This is a genomic window from Vicingus serpentipes, from assembly GCF_007993035.1.
Classification (GTDB): Bacteria; Bacteroidota; Bacteroidia; order Flavobacteriales_E; family Vicingaceae; genus Vicingus; species Vicingus serpentipes.
Genome location: NZ_VOOS01000003.1, coordinates 290,330 through 307,011, shown reverse-complemented (window position 1 = coordinate 307,011; position 16,682 = coordinate 290,330). Strand labels below are relative to the sequence as shown.

Below are 16,682 nucleotides of genomic sequence, written 5' to 3'. Positions count from 1 at the left end.
TTGCTATTTATTTTAAAGAACGCTACAAATTTAGATCAAACAATTGTTCAATCTCCATTAAATCTTCCTCAATATTTGCATTCGCTAAAATGCCTTTATCTTCTAGTTCTGAATTACGCGATGCAATTTTAAGAGCAACCATTGCTAAAAGATCTTGCTTATCCTTAACTGCATATAATCTTTCAAATTCGCTTATTGAATGATTAATTTGTTCCGCAGCTTTTCTAATACCTTCTTCTTCTTTAGCGTCTATCGTTAATGGATAAACTCGGTTTGCAATTTTTATTTTTATCGATAATTCCCCCATTTGGGATTTAATTATTTGTTTATTTGAGCAATACAACTATCAATTTCCCGTACCAATTCGTTTATTTTCAACTTCACATCTTTGGTACTTTCATTACCAACACTTCCTGAAATTTTTAACACATTAACCTTGTTAGTCAATTCCATTACTTGTTGATTTTTTTCGTCTAAGTTTTTTACTAACCTATCAACTTCTTCTTTAAGTTTATTATTCTCTTTTTTTACCGATTGGTAATTTTCTACCAACTGTTTGGCCTTTTTTTTGAGACCTGTTATTTGAGAAGATAAATCTTTCATTAAAAAATTGTTAAACCAATAAAAAATTCAACTCATACAAAGATAATATTTTTTAAACCATATTTTGTGAATATTAAATTTAAAATTTAGCTTTTTTAAGTTCTTACTTCGATAGCTTTGTTATTGTGTTGTTTACATCACTTATCCGTCATTTATTTTATGAAATACTTATTAATTCTTAGCTTATTTTTTTCTTTTTTAATTTCAGTTAAAAGTCAAAATACAGATAGCTTACCTATAAATTATTTTCGTTCTCCTTTAGGTATTCCTTTATACTTAGCTGGTAATTTTGGAGAGTTAAGATCTAATCATTTTCATTCTGGATTAGACATGAAAACTCAAGGCAGAGAGGGTTTTAATATTTATGCAGCCGCTGATGGGTATGTATCAAGAGTAAAAATTTCACCTTGGGGCTATGGAAATACAATTTATATCGATCATCCTAATGGGTATACTACTGTTTATGCTCACTTACAAACTTATAAAGGAAATATTGCAGAGCAAATAAAAAAATACCAATATAGTATTGAATCTTGGGAAATAGATTGGTACCCACCAGACACTTTAATGAAAGTGAAAAAAGGTGACATTATTGCTCTTTCGGGAAATTCTGGTGGCTCTGGTGGCCCTCATTTACATTTTGAAATAAGAGAAACTAAAACTGAACATCCTATTAATCCTTTATTATGTGGCTTTGACATTAAAGATGATATTAAACCAACCTTAAAAAGAATTGCAGTTTATCCAATAAATGACACCAGTTATGTGAACAACAAAAATTTGATGCAAAAATTTGATGTTGTTGGTTCGAATGGCAATTACCAACTAAAATATAATTCACCAATAAACGTATACGGCCAAATAGGTATAGGTATTGAAACCATTGACAAACTAAATGATGTTAGCAATCAAAATGGTATTTATTCAATTCAACTTTCCAATAACAATGAAATCATTTATAAATCAGAAATGAAAAAATTTAGCTTTGATGAATCTAGAGCTCTTAATTCCTTGATAGATTACGAAACCTACTTAAGGAGTAAGACAAGGTTTCAAAAAAGTTTTATAGAAGATAATAATCCTTTAAGTATTTACACTACTCATAAAAATAAAGGCATACTAACTGTTTCGAATGCTACAAACAATTTACTTGATTATTTAATTATTGATAGTTACGGAAATCGTTCATCACTTCAATTCACAATTAATGGATTAAAACCAACATCTATTTCCCCAAAACTAAAATCAAAAATTGACACTGTGTTTTCTTATGAAGACGAAAATATTTTTGACAAGCAAAACATCATTATGGAAATACCAAAAAATGCTCTTTATAAAAATCTTGAATTTGAATATCAAATTAAAGATACATTAAGAGGTGCCATTACTCCCGTTTATAATCTACACAATGATTATACCCCTTTACATGATTACATAACAGTATCTATAAAACCAGGACGAATTTCTGAAGAATTAAGAAGCAAAGCAGTAATTGTAAATATTGATAGAAATGGTCGACTCTATTCAAGAGGTGGTGAATGGCGAAACAATTATTTAACTGCTAAATCAAAAGTATTTGGAGGTTATACAATTATGATTGATTCAATTCCTCCAACAATTAAACCTTATAATATTTTTGCAAACAAAAACATGAGCAAAAACTCAAGTATTATTATCTCTATTGCGGATAATTTAAGCGGTATAAAATCTTACCGAGGTGAGATTGATGGTAAATGGGTTCTTATGGATTTCGAATCTAAAAAATCACATTTAACTCATGTTTTCGACAATTTATTAGCAGGTAATCACACATTTAAACTTACTGTTACTGATGATGTTGGAAATACTTCTATCACTGAGATTCCTTTTACTCGGTAAATAAAACCTTGTTTGTGTAAATTTTTTCATCAACCAAAATTTCAATGAAGTAAATACCAGGATTAATATTATACTTTACAAAATCGATAAGTAAAATGTTTTTTCCATGAACAAGGTTATAATTTTGTTCAGCTACAACCCTACCAAGGTTATCTTTAACCAGCATTGAAGATTTAGTAGATAATTTAGAGTTTAAAGTTATAGATACATAATTTCTTGTTGGATTAGGAAAAATCGATATATTAGTTAACTCCTCCAATTCATTAATCCCAACAGTACTTAAACTATCCTGATACTCAATTGATGTTATATTTCCATTATTTGTAACAATTTTTAATACAGGGGTACTCATCCCATTAGCTAACCATTTATATTCAATCTCTTCTGGCCTAGCTATCGTTGTACCAAAGCTAACAACATCAATATAAGTAGTATCAATTTTAGATAATACAGATTTTACTCTTAAGCAATTAAATGTTCCATAAGGAGTTGTTAAAGTCCCCCAACCATCAACACTATCATTTCTTTCTAACGATTGCCCGTAAAACCCAAAAGTAGGAACTGATATTCCAAATTCAGAATTTGAAACGTTTGTATTTCCATAGTTCAATGGAAATACATACTCAACATCAACAGGAATATTTCGGGTAGATGATGGGATCCCGTTTATATTAGAACCAAAACCTACATTAGAATATTCTCCACTAGATTTTTTATAAAAGTTATATACATCTGTAATAGGTACCTGAGGAATTCCAATATCAACTCCTTTCAAAGCATAACTAGCTTTCCACGAAGAATACAATATACCATTGTTAAAATAAAATTGATAAGCAATTGGTGTTGAAATAACTGAAACAAAAGTATCTGAACGCTGAGTTGTAGATTGCAACAAAGAATAATCCCACGAATAATTAGCTCCAGTTAATACAGGATCTTGACCTTGTGGATCGGTTGTTATACTATAAGTAATTACATCATTTACATTTGGCATATCTGAGTCAGTAATTGTAATTTGAGCATAATAAAATTGACTAAAACATAATGTAAATAATAAAAGAAGTATATTTTTATTCATAATCAGTTAATTTTTAAATATTTAAGATTTAAAAGTATAATTATTTTTTAAATTCTACCTAATCAAAATAAAATTGCAACCCAGTTATTATAAAAAAGAGATTTTGCCTCCTTTTTGTTAAAATAACTATTTCTACCTATTTAATTTCTATAACTTCGCAAATTAATAATCAATACTTTATTCATAATAAATGGACATTTTAGAATTCGCTAATAGCAGCTATAGTGTTAACTTAAGAAAATTAACCCGCAAATCTCGTTTAGGATTTGGCTATAAAGAAATTAAAGAGATTAGAATACAAGATATTTTAATAATGAACAAGCATAAAGAATTGATTAAAATATATTTTGGCTTGGACAAAATTACTTTTATGGATGATATTCTTGATGAACTAGGTATTTCTGAAGAAATGCGAATTGAAAAACCTGGAAAAATTAAAGATTTAGAAGAACGAAATAAAATTGTAGCCCAAGCACTTGAAACTGTTAAAGAACAGAAAAAAATTGAAGTTGCTGCTTTTAGAGAAATGGCAAAAGAAATGCGAGAAGAATTAAAAAAAGAACAAGAATAATATTTTGACTTGTTATTTAGTTTAATAGTTAAAAACTAACAGCCAACTAACTATTAAAATTCTAAATAATTATAACCTGATGTTTTTTAGTCATTAACTTTTGTAAATTGTAATAATTTACATTTCATTAACACTTTTTCACACTTTATTTTCATTAGTTTGTTCATCAATAGGCTAATCTTGTAAAATACATTTCTACAATAATCCAATTGAAAAAGAGTTGTAAATAAATGAGCGAAATCATCAATATCAGTAATGTTAGAAAAACTTTCGGATTTGGAGACAATGAATTTCATGCTCTAAAAGGTGTCTCTTTACAGGTTCAAAAAAATGAATTTGTGGCACTAATGGGTAGTTCTGGTTCTGGCAAATCAACATTAATGAATATTATTTCATGCTTAGACACACCTACAGAAGGAAGTTATTTTTTAAATGGGCAAGATGTTTCTTGCATGAATGATGATGATTTAGCATTAGTTAGAAATAATGAAATTGGAATTGTATTTCAAACATTTAATCTCTTAAATAAAAAATCAGCTTGGGAAAATGTTGCCCTGCCACTTGTTTATGCTAATATAAATAAAGATGAAAGATTTGAACGAGCTTTAGCAATGTTAGACAAAGTTGGTTTAAAATCTAAAGCAGAATCAAAACCAAGTCAAATGTCTGGTGGACAAATACAACGAGTTGCAGTAGCAAGAGCACTAATAAATAACCCAAGTTTATTATTAGCTGATGAACCTACAGGTAATTTAGATTCAACCACTTCTTATGAAATTATGGATCTTTTTACTGAGTTACACCAACAAGGAAACACTATTTTAATGGTAACTCATGAAGACGATATTGCAAATTATACTCAGCGCATAATTCGTTTACAAGATGGTCTTATACTAACAAACAATTAAATATGAAATTAAAAAAACCACAACTAATAGCTGTCATAGCTTCAATCGTTGCGTTAATGGCTTATATATTTTGGCCATCAGCTAGCAATGAAGAATTGTTTGTAAAAGTTGAAAAAGGAAACTTTAAAATAGAAGTAAATACTTCTGGAGAATTACAAGCTAAAAAAAGCGAAGATATCAAAGGTCCAACCGGGCTAAGAGCACATGGAATATGGCAAATTAAAATTACAGATATCATTTCCGAAGGAAGTTATGTTAAAATGGGTGATTATGTTGCTCAACTAGATAAGTCGGAAGTTGCTAATAAAATAATTGCTGCATCAACCGAAGTTGAAAAATTCACTTCTGAATATGATCAAGCTAAATTAGATACAGCGATAGAAATGATGAAGATAAGAGATGACCTTCTCAACTTTAAATATGAAATAGAAGAAAAAAAATTAATTTCTGAGCAAAGTTCATATGAAGCTTTAGCCATACAGCGACAAGCTGAAATTGATTTAGAAAAAGCAAATAGAAACTATTCTCAAAACCTTAGTAGCTATAATCTTAAAAAGAAACAAAACATGGCCAAAGTTCATCAAGCCGAACTATCACTAAGGCAAAAACAAAGTGAATTAACCCGATTAGAAGAATTAGTTCAAGAATTAAAAATTAATGCCCCTAAAGATGGAATGGTTGTTTATAAACGTTCTTGGGATGGCCAAAAAATAACTTCTGGCAGTCAAATAAGCGTATGGGATCCAACTGTTGCTACATTACCTGACTTGTCAAAAATGGTGACTAAAACTTATGTAAATGAAATTGACATTAGCAATCTTAAAACAGATCTAAAAGTAAATCTTACAGTAGATGCATTTCCTGACAAAACTTATACAGGGAAGGTAGTTGCAGTAGCAAATGTTGGGGAACAGCTACCAAATAGTGATGCTAAAGTTTTTGAAGTTACCGTTGAAATTAACGAAAAAGACACTCTGCTTCGTCCTGCCATGACAACAAACAATCAAATTCTTATTGAAGAAATTAAAGATGTAATTTACATTCCTCAGGAAAGCGTTTTTGTTACCGATTCTGTTAGTTATGTTGTTGTAAAATCAACAATGGGTTTAGAAAGACAAAAAGTTGAACTTGGAAAAACAAACGACAACCATGTAATTATCTTATCAGGATTGACCGAAGGAGAAGAAATCTTAATGGTTAAACCAGAGGATATTGAATCAATATCTTGGAGATAAATTGGTAATTAATCGTACAAATATTAACATCGCTTTAGAAGCCCTTTTCGAAAACAAATTTCGATCTGGGTTAACTGCTCTTGGAATTATTTTTGGAGTTGCAGCCGTTATTACAATGCTAGCAATTGGTAATGGTGCACAACAACAAATAATTGAACAAATTGAACAAGTTGGTGCAAAAAACATTATTATCCGTCCAAAAAGTATTGGAAACGTTGAAGAAGAAGATAATGTAACAAAAAAATATAGCCCTAAGTTAAGTATTGCTGATGCAAAATCGATTGCATCAATATTGCCCAAAATAGATATTATGACGCCCTTTGTTAGTTACGAAACATCTGTAATAGCTAATGGCAAAAAGAAGAACTGCAATTTGGTTGGGGTTAATGCAAGCTATTTTGATATCTACAACTTAAAACTTGATAAGGGTTCTATTTTTTCTGAACTACAAGAAAAAAATTCTGATGCTGTATGTTTAATTGGGTCTAATTTAGCAGTAAAACTTTTTGCTGGTAAAAATCCTATCGGACAAACACTTAAAACAAGTCGATTACAACTTTCGATTATTGGCATTATTGCTCCTGGAGGAAATATTGGAGAATCTCTTCGAAATATAGGTATGAACAACTATAATGATGAAATTTTTGTTCCTGTAAACACTGCTTTAAGAAGATATAAAGATCGTGGTAGAATTACTGAAAAATTACTTCAAACAAACAATAACAACAACAATGAAGATGACAACCAACCTGTAAAAGACGAAAACGAAATAACCGATCAAATTGAAAAAATAATTATTGGCATATCAAACACGGATAACATGAGTCAAAGTGTAGATATTTTGTACCGATTACTTTTTAGGAGACATAATAAAGTTGAGGATTTTGAAATTGTGGTACCAGAACAAATTCTACAACAAAAAAAACAAACTGATGATATCTTTAATATTCTTCTTGGTGTTATAGCTGGTATATCTCTCTTAGTTGGTGGAATAGGAATCATGAATATAATGCTTGCTTCAGTTTACGAACGAATTCGTGAAATAGGCCTAAGAATGTCTATTGGAGCAAAAAAGAAAGATATCAAAGAACAATTTGTTTACGAAGCTGGTCTAATTTCATTGATAGGTGGTATAATTGGAATAGTATTAGGAGTTATTTTATCCTATTTAGCTGAATGGCTAACAGGAACTCCAACCATTATATCTGTATGGAGTGTTATTATTTCATTTTTTGTAAGTGCTTTAATAGGGATTATTTTTGGATATATTCCAGCAAAAAAAGCAGCCGAACAAGACCCTGTTCATTCTTTAAGACATGATTAAAATGAAAAAATATAACTTATTATTTATTTGCTTTTTGTTGAGTTTCTTTACTCAAGCTCAACAAAATCTTTCGTTAAACGATGTAATTAACTTAGCAAAACAACAAAGTATTAGAAGTAAACAAATTGAAAATAAATTTCAAAATTCATATTGGCGAAACTTTTCATACAAACGTCAATTTTTACCCTCACTAGTTTTTGATGGAACTATTCCTGAGTTTTCAAGAACAATATCTAGTGTTACTCAACCTGATGGTTCAGCTCTATTTGTTAACAGAAATTTAATTTCAAATAGCTCTAATCTTAGCCTTAATCAAATTATTCCGGCAACTGGTGGTAGTATTTTTGTTCGAACTGGATTAGATAATATTTTACTTACTGGTGAATCAAGTACAATAACTTACCTAAGCCGACCTGTTGAATTTGGGTATACTCAATCGCTGTTTGGTTTTAATAGATTTAAATGGGATAAAAAAATTGAACCATTATATTTTACAGAAGCTGAACTTTTTAAAACTGAAGAGATAGAAGATTTATCAATGTTAGCAGTAAATAAGTATTTTGATTTATTACAAGCACAATTAAGCATGAAAAATGCTGAAAACAACTATTTAAATAACGATACCATTTACTTGATAGGTAAAGGAAGATATAGGTACGGAAAAATTGCCGAAAATGAATTATTACAGCTTGAACTATCTTTATTGAATGCAGAAATGGCTTACGAACAAGAAAAATTAAATTTTGAATTGAGTCGTCAGAAATTAGCAACATTTTTAGGGTATAGCTCTCAAGAAAAATTTGAATTAACTTTAGATAGTATTATTCCTGACTTTAAAGTGGTTTATGAAGAAGCTTTAAACTATGCAAACGAATATAACTCAAATTTAATTCAGCAAGATCGACAAATCTTTGAAGCTGAAATGAATGTAGCTAAAGTGAAAAGCGAAAATAGATTTAACCTTAATTTAACTGCTTCTTTTGGTTTAACACAAACAGCGGCAAATTTAAAAGATGTTTATACTTCCCCTAAAGATCAACAATATGTTTCTTTAGGCATTAGAGTTCCTATTATTCAGTGGGGATTAGGTAAAGGCTACATTAGGCAAGCTCAATCTAATGCTGAATTAGTTCGCTCTAATGTAGAACAACAAAAAATTGATTTCAACCAAGATATTTTTGTTAAAGTAGCTGAATTCAATCTAAATAGAAAACAATTAGAAGTAAGCAAAAAGGCACAAGAAGTGGCAGAAAAAAGATTTTATGTTACAAAACAACGTTATTTAATAGGTAAAATTTTAGTAACCGATTTACAAATAGCACAACAAGAAAAAGACAGAGCATTAATAAGTTATATTAATGCATATCGATCTTTTTGGCAATCGTATTATAACATTAGAAAAGTAACCCATTATGATTTTGAAACAAAAACCATTATTGGAGGATAATTACAAAATAAAAAAGCCAATCATTAGATTGGCTTTTTTATTTGTGGAGTCGGAGGGATTCGAACCCTCGTCCAAACAAGGAACTAATAAGGTTTCTACATGCTTAGCTTTTAATTAATTGTTAGGCTTATTGCAGGTTAAAAGCATCCAACCATAAGCTTAAGCTTCTTGTGTTTCGCCAGTAAATCGAAGCATTTTACTTAGCTAGTTCAAAATTTTGAAACCTCGAGTACAACAATTAATGAACAGAACTGTTGAGAGATTAATGGTGCTTACCCTCTAAGAGTAAGTATTAAGATAATCCGACTTAGTCGTGATTATGCAGCCATTGCATAGTTATTTTCGCCAGTTAGCGATTTGAGAACCGAGATTTACGAGCAAATTCACAACGCTCGACATGCTTGCTTACCACTTCATCTTGCAGTCAAAACCAAAAACGACCCCAAAATATTCAAAGAACTATGCAAAGTTACAACTTATCAACCTATTTATAGGGCAAATTTCATCCATTTTCATATTTTTGAGTTTAAATAAAATTTAAGCATGAAAATAGGAGTATTAAAAGAAGGTAAAATACCACCAGATGAGAGAGTTCCATTATCTCCAATTCAATGTAAAGAGATTATAGACAAATACCCAAATGTAAATTTGGTTGTTCAAAAAAGTGATGTAAGAAGAATTACAGAACAAGAATATATTGAACAAGGAATAGAATTAGTTGATAACGTTGATGACTGTGATATAATACTTGGAGTTAAAGAGGTTCCTAAAAAAGACTTAATACCAAATAAAACCTACTTCTATTTTTCTCATACTATAAAAAAACAATCCTACAACAGAGATTTATTATTAGAAATGTTAAACAAAAACATTACTATGGTAGATTATGAAACCCTAACTAATGCCAAAGGAAATAGACTAATAGGTTTTGGAAAGTATGCAGGAATTGTTGGTTGTTACAACTCATTTTATGCTTATGGTAAACGAACAGGAAAATTTGATTTAAAAAGAGCTTACCAATGTGTTGACAGAGCTGAGATGGAAGCTGAAATACCTAAAATTAACCTGCCAAACGATTATAAGATTGTAATAACTGGTGGTGGTAGAGTTGCAACTGGAATTATTGAAATACTTAATAAAATAAATATTAAAAAAGTTTCTGCTCAAGAAATACTAAACAATACATACAGCGAACCTGTTTATGCTCAACTTTTAGTTGATGATTATTACAAAATGAAAGATGATTCTTCTTTCAAAAGATCAGATGTTTATAAAACCCCAGAAAAGTTTGAAAGAGACTTTATGAAATTTGCAAAAATTGCCGACATGTACATTTCTGGTCATTTTTGGGACAATAAAGCACCTTATATTTTTAATAGAGAAGATGCTAAAAACTCTGAATTTAAAATTAAAGTTGTTGGTGATGTAAGCTGCGATATAGATACTGCTGTTGCATGTACTATTCGTCCATCTACAATTGCCAATCCATTATATGGCTATGATGCAAATAATGAGAAAGAAACTAATTTCGACAATGAAAATGCAATTACCGTAATGGCAGTTGACAATTTGCCTTGTGAACTTCCTAGAGATGCTTCTGCAGATTTTGGAAGAGAATTTATTGATAAAATATTACCTCATTTAATTGATGATAAAGAACAACTAATTGAAAGAGCAACCATTTGTAAAAATGGCAATCTAATGCCAAAATATGAATACTTAAGAGATTATGTAAATGGAGAAATTACCGCTTAACAGTATTCTTTCCAACAAACATCTTTAAAAGATAATAAAGGTATTGCGATTTAATTATTTCAATACCTTTTTTGTTTTCTTCCATTGGTATACGCTGAAGATTATTTGGTATAACATCATTTTTTAAACCTGCAGTACCAAAAGTTAAATCTAATTTCCCTTCAATTTTTTTAAAAAACTCTACCCCTATTCCGTCATCAGTAAATGGAAACGAAAACACCTTATATTCTAAGTTAAATTTTTGAACTAAAAAATCTACACTTTCTATTGTTTGAGCTACTTGCTCATCTATAGAAATATCAAAATATTTAGGATGATTTTTACTATGTGCACCAATTGTAAATCCATCTTCAATTAAACTTTTAACATCCTCTGATGTTAAATAAGGCTGATTGTTTTTTAAATATTCTTCAAAATTTTCACCCAATAGAATTGCCAACTCATCTATTTCCCTCTCATTTTCAGCACTAAAATCTAACAATCCTTTTGCTGCATATTTTTCAGCTAAAATACTTTCCTTAAATCGATAAAAAAGGTTTTGATTGTCTAAGAAGTGTGTATTTATAAAAAAAGTTGCAGGGATGTTTTTCTCTTTTAAAATAGGTGCTACTATGCTTGACAACTCCTTTAAACCATCATCAAATGTTAAATGAAAATAATTTTCAGCTGGCTTGTTTTTAGTCTTATGTATTTCAATTAACTGATTTAAAGAAATAGGTTTATAGTTATCAAGTAAAAAATCTAAATCTTCTTTGAATTCAACTATAGTTCTAGCTTCATATAAATTTTTAATATGAACAGGTGTTTCATCAGAAACAATATGATAAAAAGGCAAAATAAGTTTTTGCCTAGTCAAGCTAATTAACTGTCGTTGACTAAAATATTTAGCTCCTCTAAAAGCTATATTTTGAAAAAAAGTTTTAATAATTCAACAATTTTAAAAATTTAGAACTTGTTTTCTTTATTTCAAAATAAGGAGTTTGTACTCCTCCAAAAGCTCTAAAATAACGCTCTATTGACTCTATCATACTTCCTTCAAAATTAAAAGTTTTGGATTTTGAAGCGGAACGACTTATAGCTTCCCAAAGTAATAAGCTCATAGAACCAGTGGTTTTAAATTTATCGGCAGTTACTCCTTGTAAATAATAGGCAGAAGAATTATCCCACACATAAAAAAGAATCGAATGAATATTATCTTCTTCATCTTTTGCTGTTAGAATTTCTCCAGAGTTATTTACTTTACAAAACTCATATACCATTGTTAATAAATCTAACGAAATTGGGTAGGTAGATTTATTAGCAGTATATATTTCATTCTTCATTTGATATAATAACTCTACATCAGTAATAGTTGAAATAGTAAGCTTTTTTTCAGCCTTTCTAATTTCGCGTCTAATGTTTTCCTTAAAATTTGAAAAAACATCTGACAAACTAGATAAATCATTTATAATATAGGTATACCTAGTAGTTTGTTCAAATCCTTTCCAATAAAAGGGCAGCCAATTTGTAAATTGTGGACTAAATTTTTGTTGAAATAAATCAGTCTTCGGTAATTGTTTTATTAAGTCAGTTATAACTTCTTTTTCAAAGCCTAACTTATTAGCATATTTCTGATCTTTTGGATAATTCAACCAAACACCCTGGTAAGGTGTAAGTAAAGGCTGATTTATCACATTAAAAGTTTTCTTTTTTGATAATATATATGGTAAAAACCCAACGAGTTCTTCTCCTTTCTCAATCAATACAACATTCCAATCAACATCATTAAACAAAAAGTTGTACCAATTATAAGTCATAAACAAAGGAACATCATTGTTTATCTCACAAAACTTCTTGTATTTTTCTTTATTGCTTAACATTATATAATTCAAAAATAGCTTTAATAATTAAAAACATTAAAAAACTACATTTATTTTATAATTTTGGCATCCAATAGTTATACTAAATATTTTGATTGACTATTTAATAATAGAACTATGAGAGAAATTCAATTTAGAGAAGCTTTAAATGAAGCAATGTGCGAAGAAATGCGCAAAGATGAAAACATTATATTGTTAGGTGAAGAAGTAGCTGAATATAATGGTGCTTATAAAGTAAGTAAAGGTATGCTTGACGAATTTGGTGCAAAGAGAGTTATTGATACTCCTATTGCAGAAAATGGATTTACAGGTATTGCAATTGGAGCTTCAATGAATGGATTAAGACCTATTGTAGAATTTATGACTTGGAATTTCTCTTTAGTAGCTATTGATCAAATAATTAATAATGCCGCTAAAATGTACAACATGTCTGGTGGTCAACTTAATATACCAGTTGTATTTAGAGGTGGTACTGGTGCTGCAGGTCAATTAGGAGCTACTCACTCACAAGATTTTTCGAATTGGTACGCAAACTGCCCTGGATTAAAAGTAATACAACCATCTAATCCATATGATGCTAAAGGCTTATTAAAAGCTGCAATCAGAGATAATGATCCAGTAATCTTTATGGAGTCGGAACAAATGTACGGAGATAAAGGACCTGTTCCTGAAGGAGAATACATTATTCCAATTGGATTAGCTGATGTAACTAAAGAAGGTACTGATGTTACAATTGTTAGCTTCGGTAAAATGATGAAATTAGTAAACCAAGCTGCAATTGAGTTAGAAAAAGAAGGGATTAAAGCTGAAACAATAGATTTAAGAACTTTAAGACCTATTGATTATGATACAGTAATAAAATCTGTTAAGAAAACAAATCGTATGGTATTTGTTGAAGAATCATGGCCTTTAGGTTCATTTTCTTCTGAATTAACATTCAAAGTTCAAAAAGAAGCTTTCGATTATCTTGATGCTCCTATAGTTAGAGTTACTGGTGCGGATGTGCCAATGAGTTTCTCAGTACCTTTAATAGAAGCTTACTTACCAAACGTAGATAAAATAATGAAAGCTGTAAAGCAAGTAATGTATAAATAATAAATATTTTCTTCTCTAAAAGAAAGTATAATAAGTTTAGATGAATATTTGGTTTTAGTCGTCTAAAACCAAATTAATTAGTATTCACTATTCTTTATACATTAATTTTTATACTTTTGCCGTCCTTAAAAAATTATATTTAAATAATAAACTAAATAAAAGTTATGGAATCAATGATGATTTATATGCCAATAGCAATGGCAATATTAGGCCTTCTTTACATGATGGTAAAGAAAGGTTGGGTAATGAAGCAAGATGCTGGTGATGGTAAAATGAAAGAAATTGCCGATCATATTTATGAAGGTGCATTAGCATTCTTAAAAGCTGAATATAAATTACTTGCAATGTTTGTAGTTGGTGCTAGTATTGTATTAGCTGGAGTAGCTTTTGTTGTTCCTACTACTGAATATTTAATTATTGTTGCTTTTATTATTGGAGCTATTTTTTCTGCATTAGCAGGAAACATGGGAATGAAAATAGCAACACAAACTAACGTAAGAACTACTCAAGCAGCAAAAACTAGCTTACCAAACGCTTTAAAGGTGTCTTTTGGTGGTGGTACTGTAATGGGATTAGGCGTTGCTGGATTAGCTGTTTTAGGTTTAACTGCATTCTTTATTTTGTTCTTTAACTTATATATGGGTGGTGTTTGGACAAATACGGCTGACATGACTGTTGTTCTTGAAACATTAGCTGGATTCTCATTAGGTGCTGAATCAATTGCTTTATTTGCAAGAGTTGGTGGTGGTATTTATACTAAAGCTGCCGATGTTGGTGCTGATTTAGTAGGTAAAGTTGAAGCAGGTATTCCTGAAGATGACCCTCGTAATCCTGCTACAATTGCAGATAACGTTGGTGACAACGTTGGTGATGTTGCTGGTATGGGAGCTGACTTATTTGGTTCTTATGTTGCAACAGTATTAGCAGCTATGGTTTTAGGAAACTATGTTATACAAGATATGGGTGGTGCAATTCAAGATGCTTTTGGCGGAATTGGTCCTATCTTGTTGCCTATGGCAATTGCTGGTATTGGTATTATTATTTCAATAATTGGTACATTATTAGTTAAAATTTCATCTAACGATGCAAAAGAAGCTGAAGTACAAAAAGCATTAAATATTGGTAACTGGACTTCTATTATTTTAGTTGCAGGTGCTTGTTTTGGTTTAGTAACTTGGATGTTACCTGAAACAATGCAAATGAATTTCTTTGGTGAAGGAACTAGAGAAATATCTTCTTTAAGAGTATTTTATGCAACATTAGTTGGATTAGTTGTTGGAGCTGGTATTTCTTCATTTACTGAATACTATACTGGTTTAGGTAAAAAACCTATCTTAAAAATAGTTCAACAATCATCTACTGGAGCAGGAACAAACATTATTGCTGGTTTAGCAACTGGTATGATATCTACATTCTCTTCTGTTTTGCTATTTGCAGCTGCAATATGGTCTTCTTATGCTTTTGCTGGATTTTATGGTGTTGCTTTAGCTGCCTCTGCAATGATGGCTACTACAGCTATGCAATTAGCAATTGATGCTTTTGGACCAATAGCAGATAACGCTGGAGGTATTGCTGAAATGAGTGAACAAGAACCAATCGTTAGAGAAAGAACAGATATTTTAGATTCAGTTGGAAATACAACTGCTGCAACTGGTAAAGGTTTTGCTATTGCTTCTGCAGCATTAACTTCTTTAGCATTATTTGCTGCTTATGTTACATTTACTGGAATTGATGGAATTAATATTTTTAAAGCACCTGTATTAGCAATGTTATTTGTTGGAGGTATGATTCCTGTTGTATTCTCAGCATTAGCAATGAATGCAGTTGGTAAAGCTGCAATGGAAATGGTTGAAGAAGTTAGACGTCAGTTTAGAGAAATTCCAGGTATTATGGAAGGAACTGGTAAACCTGAATACGGGAAATGTGTTGATATTTCGACTAAAGCATCTTTAAAACAAATGATGTTGCCAGGTATCTTAACAATTGGTTTCCCTATTGCAATTGTAATTATTGGAATGATTGTTTATCCTGATAACAACTTATTAGTTGCTGAAATGTTAGGTGGTTATATGGCTGGTGTTACTGTTAGTGGTGTTCTTTGGGCTATTTTTCAAAACAACGCTGGTGGCGCATGGGATAATGCTAAAAAATCATTTGAAGCAGGTGTTGAAATTAATGGTGAAATGACTTACAAAGGTTCAGATGCTCATAAAGCTGCTGTAACTGGAGATACTGTTGGTGATCCTTTTAAAGATACTTCTGGACCTTCAATGAACATTTTAATCAAATTAACTTGTTTAATTGGATTAGTTATAGCTCCTATATTAGGCGGTCATACAAATGATGCTCATGCAGAAGAAGCTGAAGTTGTTATTGAAGAAGTAATTGAAACTATAGATACTCCTACAGTTATTAAAAATGAAAAAGTTGTAAAATGGACAGGGAGAAAAGTTGGAGGAATGCATGAGGGAACAATTGCAATTTCTGAATCTACTGTTAAATTAGAAGAAAATGCACTTTCAGGAAGTGTGACTGTAGATATGACAAAAATGATTTGTACAGATATCGAACCTGGAGAAGACAATGATAATTTAATAGGACACTTAAAAGATGATGACTTCTTTGCAGTTGAAGCTCACCCTACCGCAACAATAAAGATTATAAATTCAGTTAAAGATGAAGAAAGTGATGGTTGGTACAAAGTAACTGCAGAATTAACAATAAAAGGAGTAACTAATGGAATAGAGTTCCCAGTTTATGTTGAGCAAAAAGAGGGGGCAATTCATATAGAAACTACTTTTGCTATTGATAGAACAGATTATGGAATTGAATATGGCTCTAAATCTATTGTTGGAAAGATTGCTGGTAAATTTATTTATGACGAAATAGAATTAAACATTAATACTGAGCTATAATCAAGAAATATATT

At 30.3% G+C, this 16,682-nt stretch carries 14 protein-coding genes and 1 other RNA gene; 9 read left to right on the top strand and 6 right to left on the bottom strand.

Annotated features, from left to right (window positions below; genetic code table 11):
• Window positions 1–22 precede the first annotated feature (22 nt).
• Together FRY74_RS07790 and FRY74_RS07785 are read right to left on the bottom strand one after the other, a co-directional pair.
• Window positions 23–307: a cell division protein ZapA gene (locus FRY74_RS07790; RefSeq protein ID WP_147100235.1), complete on the bottom strand. Its 285-nt coding sequence runs from the start codon at window positions 305–307 to the stop codon at window positions 23–25.
• A gap of 11 nt (window positions 308–318) precedes the next feature.
• Window positions 319–603 carry a hypothetical protein gene (locus FRY74_RS07785; RefSeq protein WP_147100234.1) on the bottom strand — a complete coding sequence of 95 codons (285 nt, stop codon included), beginning with the start codon at window positions 601–603 and terminating at the stop codon, window positions 319–321.
• A gap of 159 nt (window positions 604–762) precedes the next feature.
• On the opposite strand from FRY74_RS07785, the gene FRY74_RS07780 reads away from it, so the two are divergent.
• Entirely contained in the window at window positions 763–2,481 is a 1,719-nt protein-coding gene (locus FRY74_RS07780; RefSeq protein ID WP_147100232.1) for a M23 family metallopeptidase, read from the top strand.
• Here the strand turns inward: FRY74_RS07780 and FRY74_RS07775 are convergent.
• A complete protein-coding gene (locus tag FRY74_RS07775; protein WP_147100231.1) occupies window positions 2,471–3,559 on the bottom strand; it encodes a T9SS type A sorting domain-containing protein in 1,089 nt (362 codons plus the stop codon). The genes FRY74_RS07780 and FRY74_RS07775 overlap by 11 nt on opposite strands.
• A gap of 190 nt (window positions 3,560–3,749) precedes the next feature.
• On the opposite strand from FRY74_RS07775, the gene FRY74_RS07770 reads away from it, so the two are divergent.
• From FRY74_RS07770 to FRY74_RS07750, 5 genes are all read left to right on the top strand, one after another.
• Window positions 3,750–4,130, top strand: a complete 381-nt coding sequence (locus tag FRY74_RS07770) for a hypothetical protein (RefSeq protein WP_147100230.1) — start codon at window positions 3,750–3,752, stop codon at window positions 4,128–4,130.
• A 230-nt stretch (window positions 4,131–4,360) separates the two neighbouring features.
• Window positions 4,361–5,038, top strand: coding sequence for an ABC transporter ATP-binding protein (locus tag FRY74_RS07765; RefSeq protein WP_147100228.1), 678 nt, complete (start codon window positions 4,361–4,363; stop codon window positions 5,036–5,038).
• 2 nt (window positions 5,039–5,040) lie between these two features.
• The gene (locus FRY74_RS07760) at window positions 5,041–6,273 is read left to right on the top strand and encodes an efflux RND transporter periplasmic adaptor subunit (protein WP_147100226.1); all 1,233 of its coding nucleotides are present in this window, start codon (window positions 5,041–5,043) and stop codon (window positions 6,271–6,273) included.
• Window positions 6,251–7,597: an ABC transporter permease gene (locus tag FRY74_RS07755; protein WP_223265847.1), complete on the top strand. Its 1,347-nt coding sequence runs from the start codon at window positions 6,251–6,253 to the stop codon at window positions 7,595–7,597. The genes FRY74_RS07760 and FRY74_RS07755 overlap by 23 nt, the downstream gene beginning before the upstream one ends.
• Window position 7,598: 1 nt before the next feature.
• The gene (locus FRY74_RS07750) at window positions 7,599–9,044 is read left to right on the top strand and encodes a TolC family protein (protein WP_170227981.1); all 1,446 of its coding nucleotides are present in this window, start codon (window positions 7,599–7,601) and stop codon (window positions 9,042–9,044) included.
• Between the two features lie 41 nt (window positions 9,045–9,085).
• Here the strand turns inward: FRY74_RS07750 and ssrA are convergent.
• Window positions 9,086–9,488, bottom strand: a transfer-messenger RNA (tmRNA) gene (ssrA, locus tag FRY74_RS07745).
• 99 nt (window positions 9,489–9,587) lie between these two features.
• Between ssrA and FRY74_RS07740 the strand changes: the two genes are divergently transcribed.
• A complete protein-coding gene (locus FRY74_RS07740; protein WP_147100223.1) occupies window positions 9,588–10,799 on the top strand; it encodes an NAD(P)-dependent oxidoreductase in 1,212 nt (403 codons plus the stop codon).
• Here FRY74_RS07740 and FRY74_RS07735 read toward each other — a convergent pair.
• Both FRY74_RS07735 and FRY74_RS07730 read right to left on the bottom strand, forming a co-directional pair.
• Window positions 10,789–11,634 (bottom strand): polysaccharide deacetylase family protein, encoded by an 846-nt coding sequence (locus FRY74_RS07735; RefSeq protein WP_170227980.1) that lies wholly within the window; start codon window positions 11,632–11,634, stop codon window positions 10,789–10,791. The genes FRY74_RS07740 and FRY74_RS07735 overlap by 11 nt on opposite strands.
• An 85-nt stretch (window positions 11,635–11,719) precedes the next feature.
• Entirely contained in the window at window positions 11,720–12,658 is a 939-nt protein-coding gene (locus tag FRY74_RS07730; protein ID WP_147100221.1) for a GNAT family N-acetyltransferase, read from the bottom strand.
• A 117-nt stretch (window positions 12,659–12,775) separates the two neighbouring features.
• Between FRY74_RS07730 and FRY74_RS07725 the strand changes: the two genes are divergently transcribed.
• Both FRY74_RS07725 and FRY74_RS07720 read left to right on the top strand, forming a co-directional pair.
• Complete coding sequence (locus tag FRY74_RS07725) at window positions 12,776–13,753, top strand: pyruvate dehydrogenase complex E1 component subunit beta (protein ID WP_147100220.1); 978 nt, start codon at window positions 12,776–12,778, stop codon at window positions 13,751–13,753.
• Between the two features lie 164 nt (window positions 13,754–13,917).
• Window positions 13,918–16,668 (top strand): sodium-translocating pyrophosphatase, encoded by a 2,751-nt coding sequence (locus tag FRY74_RS07720; protein WP_147100218.1) that lies wholly within the window; start codon window positions 13,918–13,920, stop codon window positions 16,666–16,668.
• The last annotated feature ends 14 nt before the right edge of the window (window positions 16,669–16,682 follow it).